Genomic DNA, 13,161 nt, shown 5'->3' with positions numbered 1-13,161 from the left:
CTATTTCAATTGCAATTCTGCCTTTGCCAGTTGCGTGGATACAGTGCCTTTCTTTGTAGTGTAAACCACCCGGAGCATTCCCTTGTGATAATCCACACCCTGCTTGTCATCCAGATTTATATTAAACTGACGGAAGAGATTAGGTGTATAAACTGCCAGGCCGTTAACCACGCCAACCTCGCTTACTTTCCCTTTCTCTGAAATATGTATTACTGTTATGCCACCGTATATAGAAGCATTACCCGTACGGTTAAATGTCATGCTAAGGCGGTTTTCAGGGGTAAGCGTCAGCCCGGAAATATTTGCCGCAGCCCTGGTATCACCCACACGAATAATAACCGGGATGCTAATCCCAAAAACCGGGATTAATTTTACGGACAGACCAAATGAATCTTTTAAAGCACTCCTGTCCGCCAATGGTTTCTCCATCGATTCCGCCCTGAAGTATATATGAGAGCGGTATTCTCCGGGGGCAAGCTGACTGGTTTTTACAAGTTGTATCTTAATTGTTTGGGCCTCATTGGGGGCAAGTATTACACTTCGTGGAAAATAACGCAGGTTACCACTGGCAAATTGCTGTCCGGAATCCGGTTGGCTGATCTGCTTAAACGTGCCGTCTTCGTTCATTTTGATCTCGATGAAAGAGATCAGGTACCTCGCCGTATCCTTTCCGGTATTAGCCAGATTCAATTCCTGCATTCTGCTCTGACCTTCGAATACCACTCTGGCAGGTGCTATTAACAGATTGCCCTGCGCTGTAGTATTTATAGAAAAAAAAATCATGCATAGCATGATCAGGTACTGTTTCATTGGATATGTTTAGTGAAAATCTGCTAAAAAACGGATACGATGCACGCGCATCGCATCCGGAAAGAATAACTAATTATAATTTACGGTCACATCAAAAGGTGTGGCAGATACGTATACACCAGAGGGTTGAGCCGCTGCTATATTTAATGTGGCGCCTACGTTAAGGGTTTGTTCTCCTGCTGTAAGCACGCCGCCGGCTCCGGACGGTGTACTTGTAAATGTAGTTACCGTCATGGTATTAGCACCACTCGCAATAGTGACGGCAGAAACAGGTAACGTGATCGTGTAATGATAACTGCCTGTGCCAGTCACTGTAAATGAAGCGGCACTTATAGTTCCACTGGTTGAGGGCAGTGTTACCCCACCGGTTGCTGTACGCGATCCTGCCGGGGATAATACAACCGTACCGCCAGCGGTAGATTGAACGGCGACATTGCCGAAATTCATATCAACATCTTTGGTGATGCTGATAGGTGTTACAATAGTAGCAGTGGCGGTGGCGGAAGCCGTTTCCTGTGCAGATGCACGAGTGGTAAGGCCTGTGAGCGTAACCACTGCCACGCATAAAAAAAGTGTTCTTTTCATGAATGAAATTTTAAGTAGATGTTCTTGATCAATAGGAAATAAGCATTCTAGTCTCGCATGGTTACCTCCTGTGTTTTACGTGGTTCTTCGGTTTTTTGGTTTTTTGGTTTTCTTATAGGATACGACAAAATAAATAAGGTATACAAGTATAAGGATAGGACTGGTATAGGTTATTCTTATTCCTCCTTTCTTTCACATCAAAAGTAGGTGTATGCAAAACCCTGCGCAATGATCATGATCCATTTTAAAATGATCCTGATCATCGGTTAACACAGAAGACAACATAAATAGCCTATATTACATCTATACCGTAGATCATGACTTACGCTTAAAGTGCAGGAATAAGCGGTATATAATAACGTTAACCCTCATAAGACATTATCTGCATATATGTACCATAGCCACAATATTGATTTCGATGTGCTCTTTAATTATGCCACTATGGGTATCATTATAGCAGACGGCGGTGGTTGTATCCTGATGGCTAATCCTTTCATCCTAAAGGAATTTGGATATCTTAAAGCAGAGATTGTTGGCCAGAAAGTAGAGAAGCTGATACCTCACCGTTTCAGGTCGCATCATGAACAACACAGGGAAGTATACAGTGTAAATCCACGCAGCCGGCCAATGGGTGCCGGACGAGATCTTTTTGCTGTCAGGAAAGATGGAAGTGAGGTTCCTGTAGAAGTGAGCCTGGGTACTTACAAAACGGAAGATGGACAATTTGCTATTGCTTTTGTCAGTTTTATTTCCGACAGAAAGGATGCAGAAAACGCATTGAAACAATTAAATACTGATCTGGAAAAGAAGGTGGAAGAGCGAACAGAATCCTTAACGGAAACAGTCCGGCAACTGGGAGAACAGATCAAAGAAGCAAAAGCAAAGGACGTAGAATTACAACGGGTGAATAATTTTCTGAATGTAGCGCTTGAAAAAGAAATAGAGCTGAACGAGTTGAAGTCCCGTTTTGTTTCCCTCGCTTCTCATGAATTCAGAACACCGCTCAGTACAATCCTGTCTTCCGCCTACCTGACCAGTAAGTATGAAGAGCTGGCTGAACAGCCCAAACGGGAAAAACATATCCAGCGGATCATCTCCTCCGCAAATCTGCTGACAGGCATTCTCAACGACTTCCTTTCCGTAGGGAAGATCGAGGAAGGGAAAACAAGCGGGAAGAAAATCAGGTTCAACATAGAAAAGCACATCGATACCATTATAAGTGAAATGGACGGCCTCAGGAAAAAGAATCAAAAGATCGTATACCGTCACACGGGTAATGTTTTTGTACTAACGGACCCTTCCCTGTTAAAACACATTATGCTGAACCTGGTATCCAATGCTATTAAATTCTCTCCTGCGGATGGAGAGGTCGTTATACAAACAACTATCTCAAAAAAACTGCTGGTGATATCTGTCAGCGACAATGGCATGGGCATCCCCACATCAGATATGCAACATTTGTTTGAGCGGTTCTTCAGGGGAAGTAATGTATCTAATATACAGGGTACCGGTTTGGGTTTGCATATTGTAAGGAAATACGCTGAGATCATGAATGGCACTATCAGCTGCAGAAGTGAAATAAATAAAGGAACTGAATTTACGATCACTATCCATCTTTAAATTGGTTTCTACGTGAAAAAGATATTAATTATAGAAGATAATATTGAAATCCGTGAAAATATCGCGGAGATACTTGAACTGGCCAGTTATTCCACCCTTACCGCAGAGAACGGAAAGGAAGGCATGGAAATGGCCATTACGCAATTACCAGACCTGATCATCTGCGATATTATGATGCCGGTACTGGACGGATATGGGGTATTGCACATGCTTCATAAAAATAAACGCTTAAGGAATACACCTTTCATTTTCCTTTTCCGCGAAGTCAGAAAAGCCGGAAATCCGGAAAGGGATGGAAATGGGAGGAGATGATTACATCACTAAACCCTTTAATACTACAGAGCTTCTAAAAGCCGTAGCCTGCCGGTTGAAAAAAGCGGAACAGATCAGCAAGGAATTACCTCCTACCCCCAAAGGCCTGAATACGCTTATTCAAACAGCTGCCAATAAAGACAGCCAGGAATCCATAAAAGAGGATAGTAATGTGCAGAAGTATAAAAAGAAACAGGAGGTGTACCTGGAAGGTCATCGTCCCTCTTCCCTTTATTATATCATAAAGGGGAAAATCCGCACCTACAAACGAAATGACGAAGGAAAAGAACTGGTGATCGGTTTATATAATGAAGGTGATTTCCTGGGATATACTGCCTTACTGGAACAGCGGGTTTATAATGAAAACGCAGAAGTGCTGGAAGATGCGGAGCTGGTGATCATTCCCCGGGAAGACTTTGAATCCCTTCTTTTTAATAATTTAGGCATCCTGCACAAGTTCATACAATTGCTTTCCCGAAACGTTACAGAAAAGGAAGAACAATTACTGGGGATCGCATATAACTCTCTTAGAAAAAAAGTTTCTACCGCTTTATTATCCTTATATAAGAAATATAATTCTTCTGAAAATGCCAATTACAGTATTGATATGAGCAGGGATAGTCTCGCAGCCCTGACGGGTGTAGCTAAGGAATCATTGATCCGTACACTGGGTGATTTCAGGGATGAAAAACTCATTTCTATTAAAGAAGGGCTCATTTTTGTCCTTAACAGGAAGAAACTGGAGTTAATTTTAAACTGACGACTTTTCATTTATTTTGCTCTCAATAGCAAACTCCAATGCTTGCCAAACCAAACCCGCACCTATTTTGTTATTAAGTTATGCCACGTCGCCATAACCCTGATCAACTGACCTTATTTCCGCTGAATGTCGTTCCTACCACGATGGTATCCTACGCAGTTATTATTTCGCCACCCCGTAACATAATGGATCATGTCAAATTCCTGGAGAATAAAGTTTATGATCTGCTCCCGGAGGTAAAACACGGACAATATTCAAAAGCACATATCTCCCTGCTGAAATTAACATCAGAAGAGAATGACACCTCGATCATCAACCTCGTCAAAAATGCCGTATCAGCTTTATCTTCCTTTGAAGTTCAGTTGAATGGATGCAACATTTTTCCACATGGATACACTTCCGACTCACTGGTTTTACAGATCGGTAATCCCCAGCCAATAATTGATGTCCATAAATCCTTGTTTAAAGCGCTTAAGCGGAAAACACCAAAGATGACACCACACATGACTATAGTAAAAGAAGTACCGCATAATAAGCTCCGCAAAACAGATCTCTCCGCATTCGATTATCACAATTCCTTTCTATGCACAAAAATTACTATTCTAAAGAAAACGGCTGGTGATAAACAGTATGATAAACTCTTTGAAGTATTTCTATCCGATTAATAATTCGCTTGCCCAATATCCAGCCGGTTAATTCTCCCGTCCTTATCGATATGAAACTTAAAATAAGTTTTAAAATCTCCCCATTGATCGCTGTGAAACAGGCCATACACATCCATTCCGTTATTCTCTACTTTATCGATACTTGTAAAGCGTTCATGTCCAATGGCTTTCTGCCAGAAGGATTTAAAATCCATTTTATTTCCATCGTCAAACAGTTCTGCTTTATCAGCAAATAAGGCAAACCATGTTTTACTGTCGTTTGTTTGCAGGGCGTTGATCGCCTGTTTCACCGTGGCATGCGTGAGTTTATCTGTATTCATGGTACGACTTTTTTGCTGCGCAAAGAGTACTGGTGGCAGAAAGCCGATAATGGCCAATAACAACATCTTCATTTTGCGAGCGGATGCTGCAAATAAATGATAACAAGATTCAGGAGGAAGAAAGGCACCTCGATAGCAGCACCTTTCACATCACGGCCATACAAAGAAAAGCAGATAATCATCAGGATCGTTGCGGCCATGAGGAAGTTACCCAACAAAAATGTTCTGGGAAACAGGATCATTAAAGCACTCAACACCGTTACCACTCCATTGACGATGATGGCTGTTTTACTAAAGTGCCACCGGCTGAACATTGTAATCATTTCCGGCCTCTGGCCAATCATTGCCAGGCCTTGTTTCAGGCCCATGAATACAGTAAAAATGATCAGGACGGCATTGAGTACTTTAAGTACCATAATAATAGATTTTAGTTGGTGGCGCCTCCGTTCACCAACAGGTGCTGACCGGAAACAAAAGAGGATAAATCGCTGGCAAAAAACTCAGCCAGGTTAGCTACGTCTTCCACTTCTGCGAGTCTTCCCATCGGACAACTATCCAGTAATTGTTTTCTTAGTGCAGGATAAGCCGCCGGGTCGGCAAAAATGCCGGAATGATCTACCGCAAAAGGGATAATCGAATTTACGGTAATTCCTTTATGTCCTATTTCTTTCGACAAAATATCTACCAGGTATCTCGGAGTGGTTTTACTTCCGCCATAAACGGCCATACCGGGTACCGGGAAGGAGGTAGTACTGGATGCGATATAAATGATACGGCCATTATTTTCAACATGTTTTGCTGCCTGCTGCATGGTAAAGTAAGTTCCTTTTGTGTTGATGGAAAATACTTTATCAAACTGCTCTTCTGTAAACTCTGTTACCGGCACTTCCACCATTTCAATACCTGCATTGGCCACCACGATATCTATCTTACCAAAAGCCTCTTTTGCTGTTGCAAACAGTTTTTCCAGATCAGCTACTTTGCTCACATCTGCCTGTACAGCAATTACGCGGGCGCCCATAGCGGTAATGTTGCTTACCACTTCATCTGCAGACGCTTTGTCTTTTGAGTAGTTAACCACTACATCCGCACCTAAAGCGGCATACCGTTCTGCAATGGCTTTACCTAATCCCCTGGCTGATCCTGTAATCAGCGCTACTTTATTTTTTAAGCTGTTCATGATATTATATTTAATACTTTTTTAGAAAGAAGGACACTTTATCCTCAGGCCATACCGCCATTTACACCAATATTCTGGGCGTTGATCCATTTGGCGTCGTCACCTGCGAGGAATACTACTACCTGTGCAATATCATCCGGTTCGCCAATACGGTTAAAGGCGGAAAGGGAAGCCAGTCGCGCAATCACTTCTTCTGATTTGCCATTCGTAAATAATTCGGTATTGGTAGGGCCGGGAGAAACGGAGTTTACATTGATACCCCTGGCGCCTACTTCTTTGGAGAACACGCGGGTGAGCTGTTCCACTGCTGCTTTGGTGGCCACATAGGTGCCATATGCAGGCAGCATAATACGGTTTACAGAAGTGGAGAAGTTAATGATACTGCCTTTGTCGGCCAGGCGGGTAGCGGCCTCCCTCATGGTATTGAAGGTGCCTCTTACATTAATGTCAAACTGACGGGTAAAATCTTCATCGGTGGTATCTTTAATCAGTTTGGTGATCATGATGCCGGCGTTATTCACCAGTACATCGATACGGCCATAATACGCAATAGCGGCGTCAAACAGGGCTTTTACCTCGTCGCTTTTGCTTACATCTGCCTGCAGTGCGATGGCATCGCCACCCTGTTGCCTGATGTGTTCCACTACCTGCTGCGCGGCATCTTTACTACCGGCATAGTTAACGATTACTTTTGCGCCTGCGGCCGCCAGTTGGCGGGCCATTGTAGCGCCAATACCTCTTGAAGAACCGGTAACCAGGATGATCTTATCTTTTAGCGTGCTCATATTTTTGTGTTTTATTTTGATAACACAAAGATGAGCCAACCGTTGCCCTGAAAAGTATAAGAATTACACTAATAGTTACAAATATCTAAGATGCATGTTGCTTTCTGTATGAAACGGGAGAAATACCGGTTTGCTTCTTAAAATAATTACTGAAATGAGTGGATTCTGTAAAGCCCAGTTGAGCGGCGATTTGTTTGATAGACGCAGGGGAATGTTGCAGCAATGTACGGGCTTCGGTGATCGTTTTCTCTGTAATCCAGGTGCCTATGGGCTTTCCGGTTTTACTTTTAATCACATTGCTCAGGTAATTGGGATGCAGGTGCTGTGCATCGGCATAATCCTGTACCCTGAATACCTTATCTGCCTTCCCGCTTACCAGGTCGCGGTAGTGCTGCTCCAGGGTTCTCTTAAACTGTTTTACAATCTGTGAGCTGCGGTTGCCTTCATATATAGGGTTATAATCTTCCCAGAAATATTCTTTGATCTTCAGCAGCAGCACCACAAACAGGTTCCCTATCATCCGCGTTCTGTACGTAGACGAGGAAAAATACTCCTTTTCTATCTGCAGATATAATTGTTCAAACTCCGCAAACACTTCCGGCTGCAATGTCCTGGGCGGTACGGTTTCCGCCAGGAGAAAAGGAAATTCCTCAAAAATCTTCTGGTGTACATTTTCCTTCAGAAAAGATTCACTGAGTGTAATCAGGTGTACATCGTTAATTTCCTGCCATTCAAAAGATTTGAAATGACCCGGATTAGTGAAATAAATAGTTCCGGGACACGTGTTAAAAGTTTCATCATCGGTGGTGTACCTGCCCACAGCATCTTTCACAAAAACAAAAGAAAAGAAATTAGTCCGGTATACGATGGAAGTATAAGGCAGCTCAAAATGGATGTCCTTCAGGTTATGAATGGTAAAGGCGGTTTTGGCGTCGATGCTGTCCACCGGTAAACCCTGGTAAATATACTGATCCAGCAGGGTATTGAATATAATCCTTTCCTCCTGGCGTGCTTTCTTTTCTGGCATTCGATGTTAGGTTGCTTTATGTGAAATTAAATAAAAAGACAGGCATCACCCGCCTGTCTTTTATTTAATTTCACACCTTGCTACTCCCTGATCGTATTCTTGTCCGCCAGTGCCATCTTGGCAATATCATCTTTCCTTTTAAACGTCACGCCGGCGTGCTTTTTCATATAGGCAAACAACTCGCTGGTAGCTTTTACCATTTGCGGGGTACCGCCTATCCTGTCGTGAAAACTGATAGACATCATGCGTTTGCGCCGGGCAGATTCTTCGTACAACTGATCGAATTCCATCTTTATCTGTTGCAGGAACTGATCGGTAGAAAACCACTGGCCTGCTACCAGCTGGATATCATTACAACGTAAGGTATATGGTACTACTACAAAGTCGCTGCCGTTCACTTCAGTGATAAAGGGTTCATCACGGCTCAGGTCATCGATATGATACAGGAAGCCCAGTTCCTGCAGGATATTGAGGGTATTATCGCCCCGGCGCAGCCAGTTGGCGTTGTAGCCTACCGGCGTTACGCCGGTGGCCTTTCTTACTGCTTCCACGCCATCGCTGATAAACTGTTTTTCTTCTTCATAGGGCAGCATGTATTGCGACGACCAGTCGCGGCCATGTGCGGCTGCCTCATGCCCGCGCTGCACAATCTCTTTCGCAAGGGCCGGATGCTTTTCCACCGCGCTGCCAACCATATGGGAGGTTACTTTTATGCCGTGTTTGTCCCAGTTATCCAGCATGCGGGGAATACCTTCCTTGAAGCCATACTCGTACCATGTAGTGGCAGGAAGGTCTTTATAGCCTTTGAGCATATTCTGAGGAAAAGGGCTTTCGGGTCTGTCTGGCTGGCCGCCGGCTTCAAACTGCATAGATACTGATACTACGAGGCGCGAGCCATCTGCCCATCCGGCGCCGGATTTGGCCGTGGGTATGGCTTTTGCCTGTGCCAATACCGTTCCGGGCAGTACCATACCGGCTAAACCTGCGAGGCCGGCTGTTTTCAGGAATTCTTTTCTTGTAGCCATTATTTTTTAATGAGATGATCAACTGCAATGGTGTTGTATTGGATAAAAGCCAGCAGTACGGCGAAGAAGGCGGCATGGATCAACTGGGAGGGCAATGCTTCCCAGTTTTCTATCATAGCAGTGCCAAATATCAGGATCACCATTACTATACCCCCGCCAATAAGGGAAGCACGGGTAAATAACCCCAGCAGAAGCAGCAGCCCGATTATAAATTCGGCGATAGGCAAAGCATAGCTGAAAGGCACTACCAGCAAGTCGGGCATCATGGATTTTTCAAAGCTTTTTACCATCCAGGCGCTGAAGCCATTTAATTTAGGGAGCCTTACCAGGCCGTGACCGAACATGCTGGCAGCTACCGCCAGCCGGAGCAACAGAAATACGATAGGGTTGTTTTCCATTTGTTTGATTTTTTGTGACACAAAGATCAGCCGGAACCCGGGAAATAATTTGTACTTTTTTAGGATCATTCTGTACTTTTGCAGGTATGCTACAAGAGAATTTATATCAGCCTTTTGAGATAGAATACCGGGAATGTACAGAATGCCCGATAGATCCGCATAAACATAACTTTTTTGAACTGGTGTATATTGTGGAAGGCAGTGGAATGCAGTGTGTGAATAAGAACCAGCTGCCATACAGCCCGGGGAAACTGTTCCTGGTAATGCCGCAGGACTGCCACTCATTTGACGTGCAGGAATCTACTAAATTCTTCTTTATCCGCTTTAATAACATCTACCTTCAAAATCAGCATAAAGACTGGATACAGCAACTGGAATTTATTTTTCAGAATCACAACCATATGCCGGGATGTATCTTAAAAAATAAAAATGATAAACCGCTGGTAAAAGCATTGGTAGAGGCGCTGATCCGCGAGCTGGTAAACCAGCAGCCCTATCACCGGGAAATGGCCCAGCAAATTGTAAATACCATGATCATGGTGATTGCACGGAATATACTGCTGCAAATGCCGGAACAGCCCAAACATCCTGCGAAACAGGATGCTTCCATGAATATATTGCACTATATACACGAAAATATTTACACGCCTGAAAAGCTGCGGGCAGAGCAGATTGCAGCCCACTTTAATATCTCGCCCACTTATCTGAGTGAATATTTTAAGCGTAACAATGGCCACAGCCTCCAGCAATACATTACCCAGTACAAACTGAAGCTGGTGGAAACACGGCTGCAGTACAGCAGTATGCGGGTAGGGGAAATTGCGGATGAACTGGGCTTTACAGATGAAAGTCACCTGAACAGGATGTTTAAAAAATATAAAGGTGTAAATCCTTCTGCTTACCGGAAAGAACTGCAGCTGCACGCTAACTGACGGGCATAAAAAAGCGCCCGCAGTATGCGGACGCCTTTTTACAATACCTTTTCCTGTTACTATTCTTCGTCCTCTTCTTCTTCTCCATCATCTTCCAGCCACTCCATGTAAGAGTAGTACCAGTCTTCCAGCTGTTCTAGCAGTTCCTGTTTCTTTTCCGGAGCGCTTTTATAGAATTCCTCTACATTATCGATTTCATGAATGATATCGATGTAGGCAGTTTCTTCATCTTCTTCTACCCGTTTGGCAAAGAAGCGGGGTTTCTCGGTATGAAAAATATATTCATTTTCCGGATCTGTTACAGGATCGTCTGCAATCAGAAATTTAGGTAGCTGTGCCATAAAGGAGTTATTTACTTTTAATGATGTTGTACTCTTTTCAAGAGCTACAAAATTATTGATAATTAGCTTATAAAAAACATGCAGTGGGAATGAATAAATTTATTGATTAAATTTCACATCTTTATAGTCGTTAAAACCCATACCATATGCAGCAATATTGGCTAAGATGGGAGAACTGGATGCAGCAGCACGCCCCCAGACTGCTTAACATCCTCCATCCCGGCGTTACTTTTGAGGCGGTGGAATCTCTTGAAAAACTAATAGGAACGGCCATGCCGGCCTCTTTTAAAGCATTTTATGCCATTCACAACGGGCAGCAGAAAGCCAGGGCCGGACTCGTAGATGCAGATCAGTTGTTAAGCGTGGAAGACATCACCACCCAATGGCATCACTGGAAAGACCTGCTGGATGCCGGAACTTTCAATTATCACGATGAACCCGTGCTCTCCACACCTGATACCGGCATAAAAAACGACTGGTGGAATCCTTTATGGATCCCTTTTACCGGTGACGGCTTTGGTAACCACCTGTGTATCGACCTGGACCCCGCACCGGAAGGCAAGCACGGACAAGTGATCACGTTCTGGCATGACGACAGTCACCGCGCCATTGTAGCCGGTTCTTTTGAAGAATGGCTGCAGGATTATCTCACTGCCCTCGAAAAGGGAGAATATATTTTTGTGAAGAAATGGGGAATCGTGCACAAAGACACCTTCCTGAACTACAACGATTGATGATATTGTACCGGCGAACTGCCCGTCCACCGCTTAAAAGCCCTTGTAAAAGCACTTAACTCATTATAACCAAGCATCCAGGAAACATCTTTCAAAGGGTAATTACCGGACGAAATATAATACACCGCCAGTGAATGCCGCACCGCATCTGCAATATCCTGGTATTTTACACCCTCCTCTTTCAGCTTACGCTGCAAACTCCGGGGACTCATATTGAAATTGGCCGCCATGTCGTTCAGCGACGACACGCCTAGGTATGAATTCGCCAGCAGGTAATTATAGATCCTGTTTTGTAAAGTTTTGTGCTGACCTGCTGTTTGGGGTAAACTGCTTACCTTCTGCAACAACAGGTTCTGAAGCTCATAATTAGCCGTTAACAGTGGCTCATCCCAATACCTGCTGTCAAATACCAATGCATACTCTCCTGCCCGTTTCGACGGCTTACAACGAAAAACACGCTCATATTCAGCAGGGTCCGGAACCGTGTAGGCCAGCCGCGCTGCCTGCGGGACTATTTTTTCCAGCAGCAGGCCATCCAGTTCATGAATCACCATCATCAATAAAAGATCTATCAATTGCCGGAAAGCATAGGGTGGCGCTGCGCCATAATCAACCGCCGGCAGCAGCCGCACCGTAAAGTTTTTAGCGGTACGCGTTACTTCCATCCGGCACTCGTCCGTTACCAGGTGCGTTAGCGCTGCAGCGTGAGTTAAGGCCTCCCCAACGGTAGCGCTGCTCCGGATTATTTCTCCCACCACCCCCAGGGCAGCAGGTTGCAGGGACTCGCCAAAGTGCAACCCGAACAACGGATCGTTGGTTAACCGGCCCGCATTCAGCCACAAATCCTGCAGCTGTTGTACAGTTACCGGCACTGCATGACTCCTTTTCAATGCCGCCAGGTCAATACCCGCCAGCTTACAAAGCTGTGCAGCATCTACATCCCGCTGTACAGCATACGCGATAATACTCAATACCAGCTGTTTCATATAGCAAAGGTATTTCGTCCGGTGTTTACAAAAATCATTATGTCGCTAATTGGTAAGTAATTGTCGTGTAAAGGTAAATGATAAAGAGCCGCCGGGGACTAGCTTTGCATTATCAATTCATCAACAATAAAAAAAATAAAATGGAACAACAAACCCTACAGGTAGTAACCGATTTTGTAAACGCCGTGCAACAGGTAAATCTTGAAAAATTAGGCGCACTGCTACATCCCGAAATACACTGGGAACAACCGGGCAACAACCGCTTCTCCGGTATTAAAAAATCCAGCGGGGAAGTATTCCAGATGGTAAGCGGTATGTTTGAGGTATCACAGAATACCATGTCACTCGCTGCCATCAAAACCATTGCAGTACACGGCGACCAGGCATCTGTAGTACTTACCTGGAAAGCATCTCGGCCGGGAGCGGAACTGCATACAGATAACGTAGACGTATATACGGTGAAAGATGGTAAAATTGTGGCAGCGAAAATATATGCGGAAGATATCCAACAGGAAAATATTTTCTGGGGCAATTAAATTACAATTCAACACGGGCAACACCTTCCGGACCACGGGCAGTCTGGAGGGTGTTTTTTTGTGCAAATAATTCTCCCGCTGTTACGGATAACAGTCATTTTTTAGCATCAACTAATAAGGAGAAATCAACTATCGTTTAGATAAT

18 protein-coding genes are annotated in these 13,161 nt (G+C 44.2%); 7 read left to right on the top strand and 11 right to left on the bottom strand.

The window, feature by feature from the left end:
• Together QFZ48_RS13020 and QFZ48_RS13015 are read right to left on the bottom strand one after the other, a co-directional pair.
• A complete protein-coding gene (locus tag QFZ48_RS13020) occupies nucleotides 1-810 on the bottom strand; it encodes a hypothetical protein (protein WP_429062547.1) in 810 nt (269 codons plus the stop codon).
• A gap of 69 nt (nucleotides 811-879) precedes the next feature.
• The gene (locus QFZ48_RS13015) at nucleotides 880-1,395 is read right to left on the bottom strand and encodes a DUF4402 domain-containing protein (RefSeq protein WP_429042366.1); all 516 of its coding nucleotides are present in this window, start codon (nucleotides 1,393-1,395) and stop codon (nucleotides 880-882) included.
• A gap of 390 nt (nucleotides 1,396-1,785) precedes the next feature.
• Between QFZ48_RS13015 and QFZ48_RS13010 the strand changes: the two genes are divergently transcribed.
• From QFZ48_RS13010 to QFZ48_RS12995, 4 genes are all read left to right on the top strand, one after another.
• Complete coding sequence (locus QFZ48_RS13010; protein ID WP_429062545.1) at nucleotides 1,786-3,015, top strand: ATP-binding protein; 1,230 nt, start codon at nucleotides 1,786-1,788, stop codon at nucleotides 3,013-3,015.
• Nucleotides 3,016-3,027: 12 nt separating this feature from the next.
• The gene (locus QFZ48_RS13005) at nucleotides 3,028-3,327 is read left to right on the top strand and encodes a response regulator (RefSeq protein WP_429062543.1); all 300 of its coding nucleotides are present in this window, start codon (nucleotides 3,028-3,030) and stop codon (nucleotides 3,325-3,327) included.
• Nucleotides 3,308-4,087, top strand: a complete 780-nt coding sequence (locus QFZ48_RS13000) for a cyclic nucleotide-binding domain-containing protein (RefSeq protein ID WP_429062541.1) — start codon at nucleotides 3,308-3,310, stop codon at nucleotides 4,085-4,087. Before QFZ48_RS13005 ends, QFZ48_RS13000 begins: the two co-directional genes overlap by 20 nt.
• A gap of 80 nt (nucleotides 4,088-4,167) precedes the next feature.
• Nucleotides 4,168-4,752 (top strand): 2'-5' RNA ligase family protein, encoded by a 585-nt coding sequence (locus tag QFZ48_RS12995; protein ID WP_429042374.1) that lies wholly within the window; start codon nucleotides 4,168-4,170, stop codon nucleotides 4,750-4,752.
• On the opposite strand, the gene QFZ48_RS12990 is transcribed toward QFZ48_RS12995, so the two are convergent.
• The 7 genes from QFZ48_RS12990 to QFZ48_RS12960 form a co-directional block, all read right to left on the bottom strand.
• On the bottom strand, nucleotides 4,749-5,072 hold the full coding sequence (locus QFZ48_RS12990; protein WP_429042376.1) for a hypothetical protein: 324 nt from the start codon (nucleotides 5,070-5,072) through the stop codon (nucleotides 4,749-4,751). The two genes, QFZ48_RS12995 and QFZ48_RS12990, sit on opposite strands and share 4 nt — an antisense overlap.
• 68 nt (nucleotides 5,073-5,140) lie before the next feature.
• The gene (locus tag QFZ48_RS12985) at nucleotides 5,141-5,488 is read right to left on the bottom strand and encodes a hypothetical protein (protein ID WP_429042378.1); all 348 of its coding nucleotides are present in this window, start codon (nucleotides 5,486-5,488) and stop codon (nucleotides 5,141-5,143) included.
• Nucleotides 5,489-5,499: 11 nt separating this feature from the next.
• Nucleotides 5,500-6,252 (bottom strand): SDR family oxidoreductase, encoded by a 753-nt coding sequence (locus QFZ48_RS12980; RefSeq protein WP_429042380.1) that lies wholly within the window; start codon nucleotides 6,250-6,252, stop codon nucleotides 5,500-5,502.
• Between the two features lie 44 nt (nucleotides 6,253-6,296).
• Nucleotides 6,297-7,037: an SDR family oxidoreductase gene (locus tag QFZ48_RS12975; RefSeq protein WP_429042383.1), complete on the bottom strand. Its 741-nt coding sequence runs from the start codon at nucleotides 7,035-7,037 to the stop codon at nucleotides 6,297-6,299.
• Nucleotides 7,038-7,122: 85 nt separating this feature from the next.
• On the bottom strand, nucleotides 7,123-8,064 hold the full coding sequence (locus QFZ48_RS12970) for a helix-turn-helix domain-containing protein (protein WP_429042386.1): 942 nt from the start codon (nucleotides 8,062-8,064) through the stop codon (nucleotides 7,123-7,125).
• 80 nt (nucleotides 8,065-8,144) lie between these two features.
• Nucleotides 8,145-9,089 carry a polysaccharide deacetylase family protein gene (locus QFZ48_RS12965; protein WP_429042388.1) on the bottom strand — a complete coding sequence of 315 codons (945 nt, stop codon included), beginning with the start codon at nucleotides 9,087-9,089 and terminating at the stop codon, nucleotides 8,145-8,147.
• On the bottom strand, nucleotides 9,089-9,487 hold the full coding sequence (locus QFZ48_RS12960; RefSeq protein WP_429062539.1) for a DoxX family membrane protein: 399 nt from the start codon (nucleotides 9,485-9,487) through the stop codon (nucleotides 9,089-9,091). The genes QFZ48_RS12965 and QFZ48_RS12960 overlap by 1 nt, the downstream gene beginning before the upstream one ends.
• An 86-nt stretch (nucleotides 9,488-9,573) precedes the next feature.
• Here QFZ48_RS12960 and QFZ48_RS12955 point away from each other — a divergent pair, with 86 nt between their 5' ends.
• Complete coding sequence (locus QFZ48_RS12955) at nucleotides 9,574-10,419, top strand: AraC family transcriptional regulator (RefSeq protein ID WP_429062537.1); 846 nt, start codon at nucleotides 9,574-9,576, stop codon at nucleotides 10,417-10,419.
• Between the two features lie 59 nt (nucleotides 10,420-10,478).
• Here QFZ48_RS12955 and QFZ48_RS12950 read toward each other — a convergent pair whose 3' ends face one another.
• Nucleotides 10,479-10,760 carry a hypothetical protein gene (locus QFZ48_RS12950; RefSeq protein WP_325639671.1) on the bottom strand — a complete coding sequence of 94 codons (282 nt, stop codon included), beginning with the start codon at nucleotides 10,758-10,760 and terminating at the stop codon, nucleotides 10,479-10,481.
• A gap of 146 nt (nucleotides 10,761-10,906) precedes the next feature.
• Between QFZ48_RS12950 and QFZ48_RS12945 the strand changes: the two genes are divergently transcribed.
• A complete protein-coding gene (locus tag QFZ48_RS12945; protein ID WP_429062535.1) occupies nucleotides 10,907-11,494 on the top strand; it encodes an SMI1/KNR4 family protein in 588 nt (195 codons plus the stop codon).
• Here QFZ48_RS12945 and QFZ48_RS12940 read toward each other — a convergent pair.
• Nucleotides 11,482-12,480 carry an AraC family transcriptional regulator gene (locus tag QFZ48_RS12940; protein WP_429042398.1) on the bottom strand — a complete coding sequence of 333 codons (999 nt, stop codon included), beginning with the start codon at nucleotides 12,478-12,480 and terminating at the stop codon, nucleotides 11,482-11,484. The genes QFZ48_RS12945 and QFZ48_RS12940 overlap by 13 nt on opposite strands.
• A gap of 140 nt (nucleotides 12,481-12,620) precedes the next feature.
• Between QFZ48_RS12940 and QFZ48_RS12935 the strand changes: the two genes are divergently transcribed.
• On the top strand, nucleotides 12,621-13,016 hold the full coding sequence (locus tag QFZ48_RS12935; protein ID WP_429042401.1) for a nuclear transport factor 2 family protein: 396 nt from the start codon (nucleotides 12,621-12,623) through the stop codon (nucleotides 13,014-13,016).
• Nucleotides 13,017-13,161 lie beyond the last annotated feature (145 nt).

Origin of the sequence: Chitinophaga sp. W2I13 (assembly GCF_050434005.1) — a bacterium.
GTDB lineage: Bacteria > Bacteroidota > Bacteroidia > Chitinophagales > Chitinophagaceae > Chitinophaga.
Note: the sequence above shows the minus strand (reverse complement) of the source record. Positions and strands in the feature narration are given on the sequence as shown.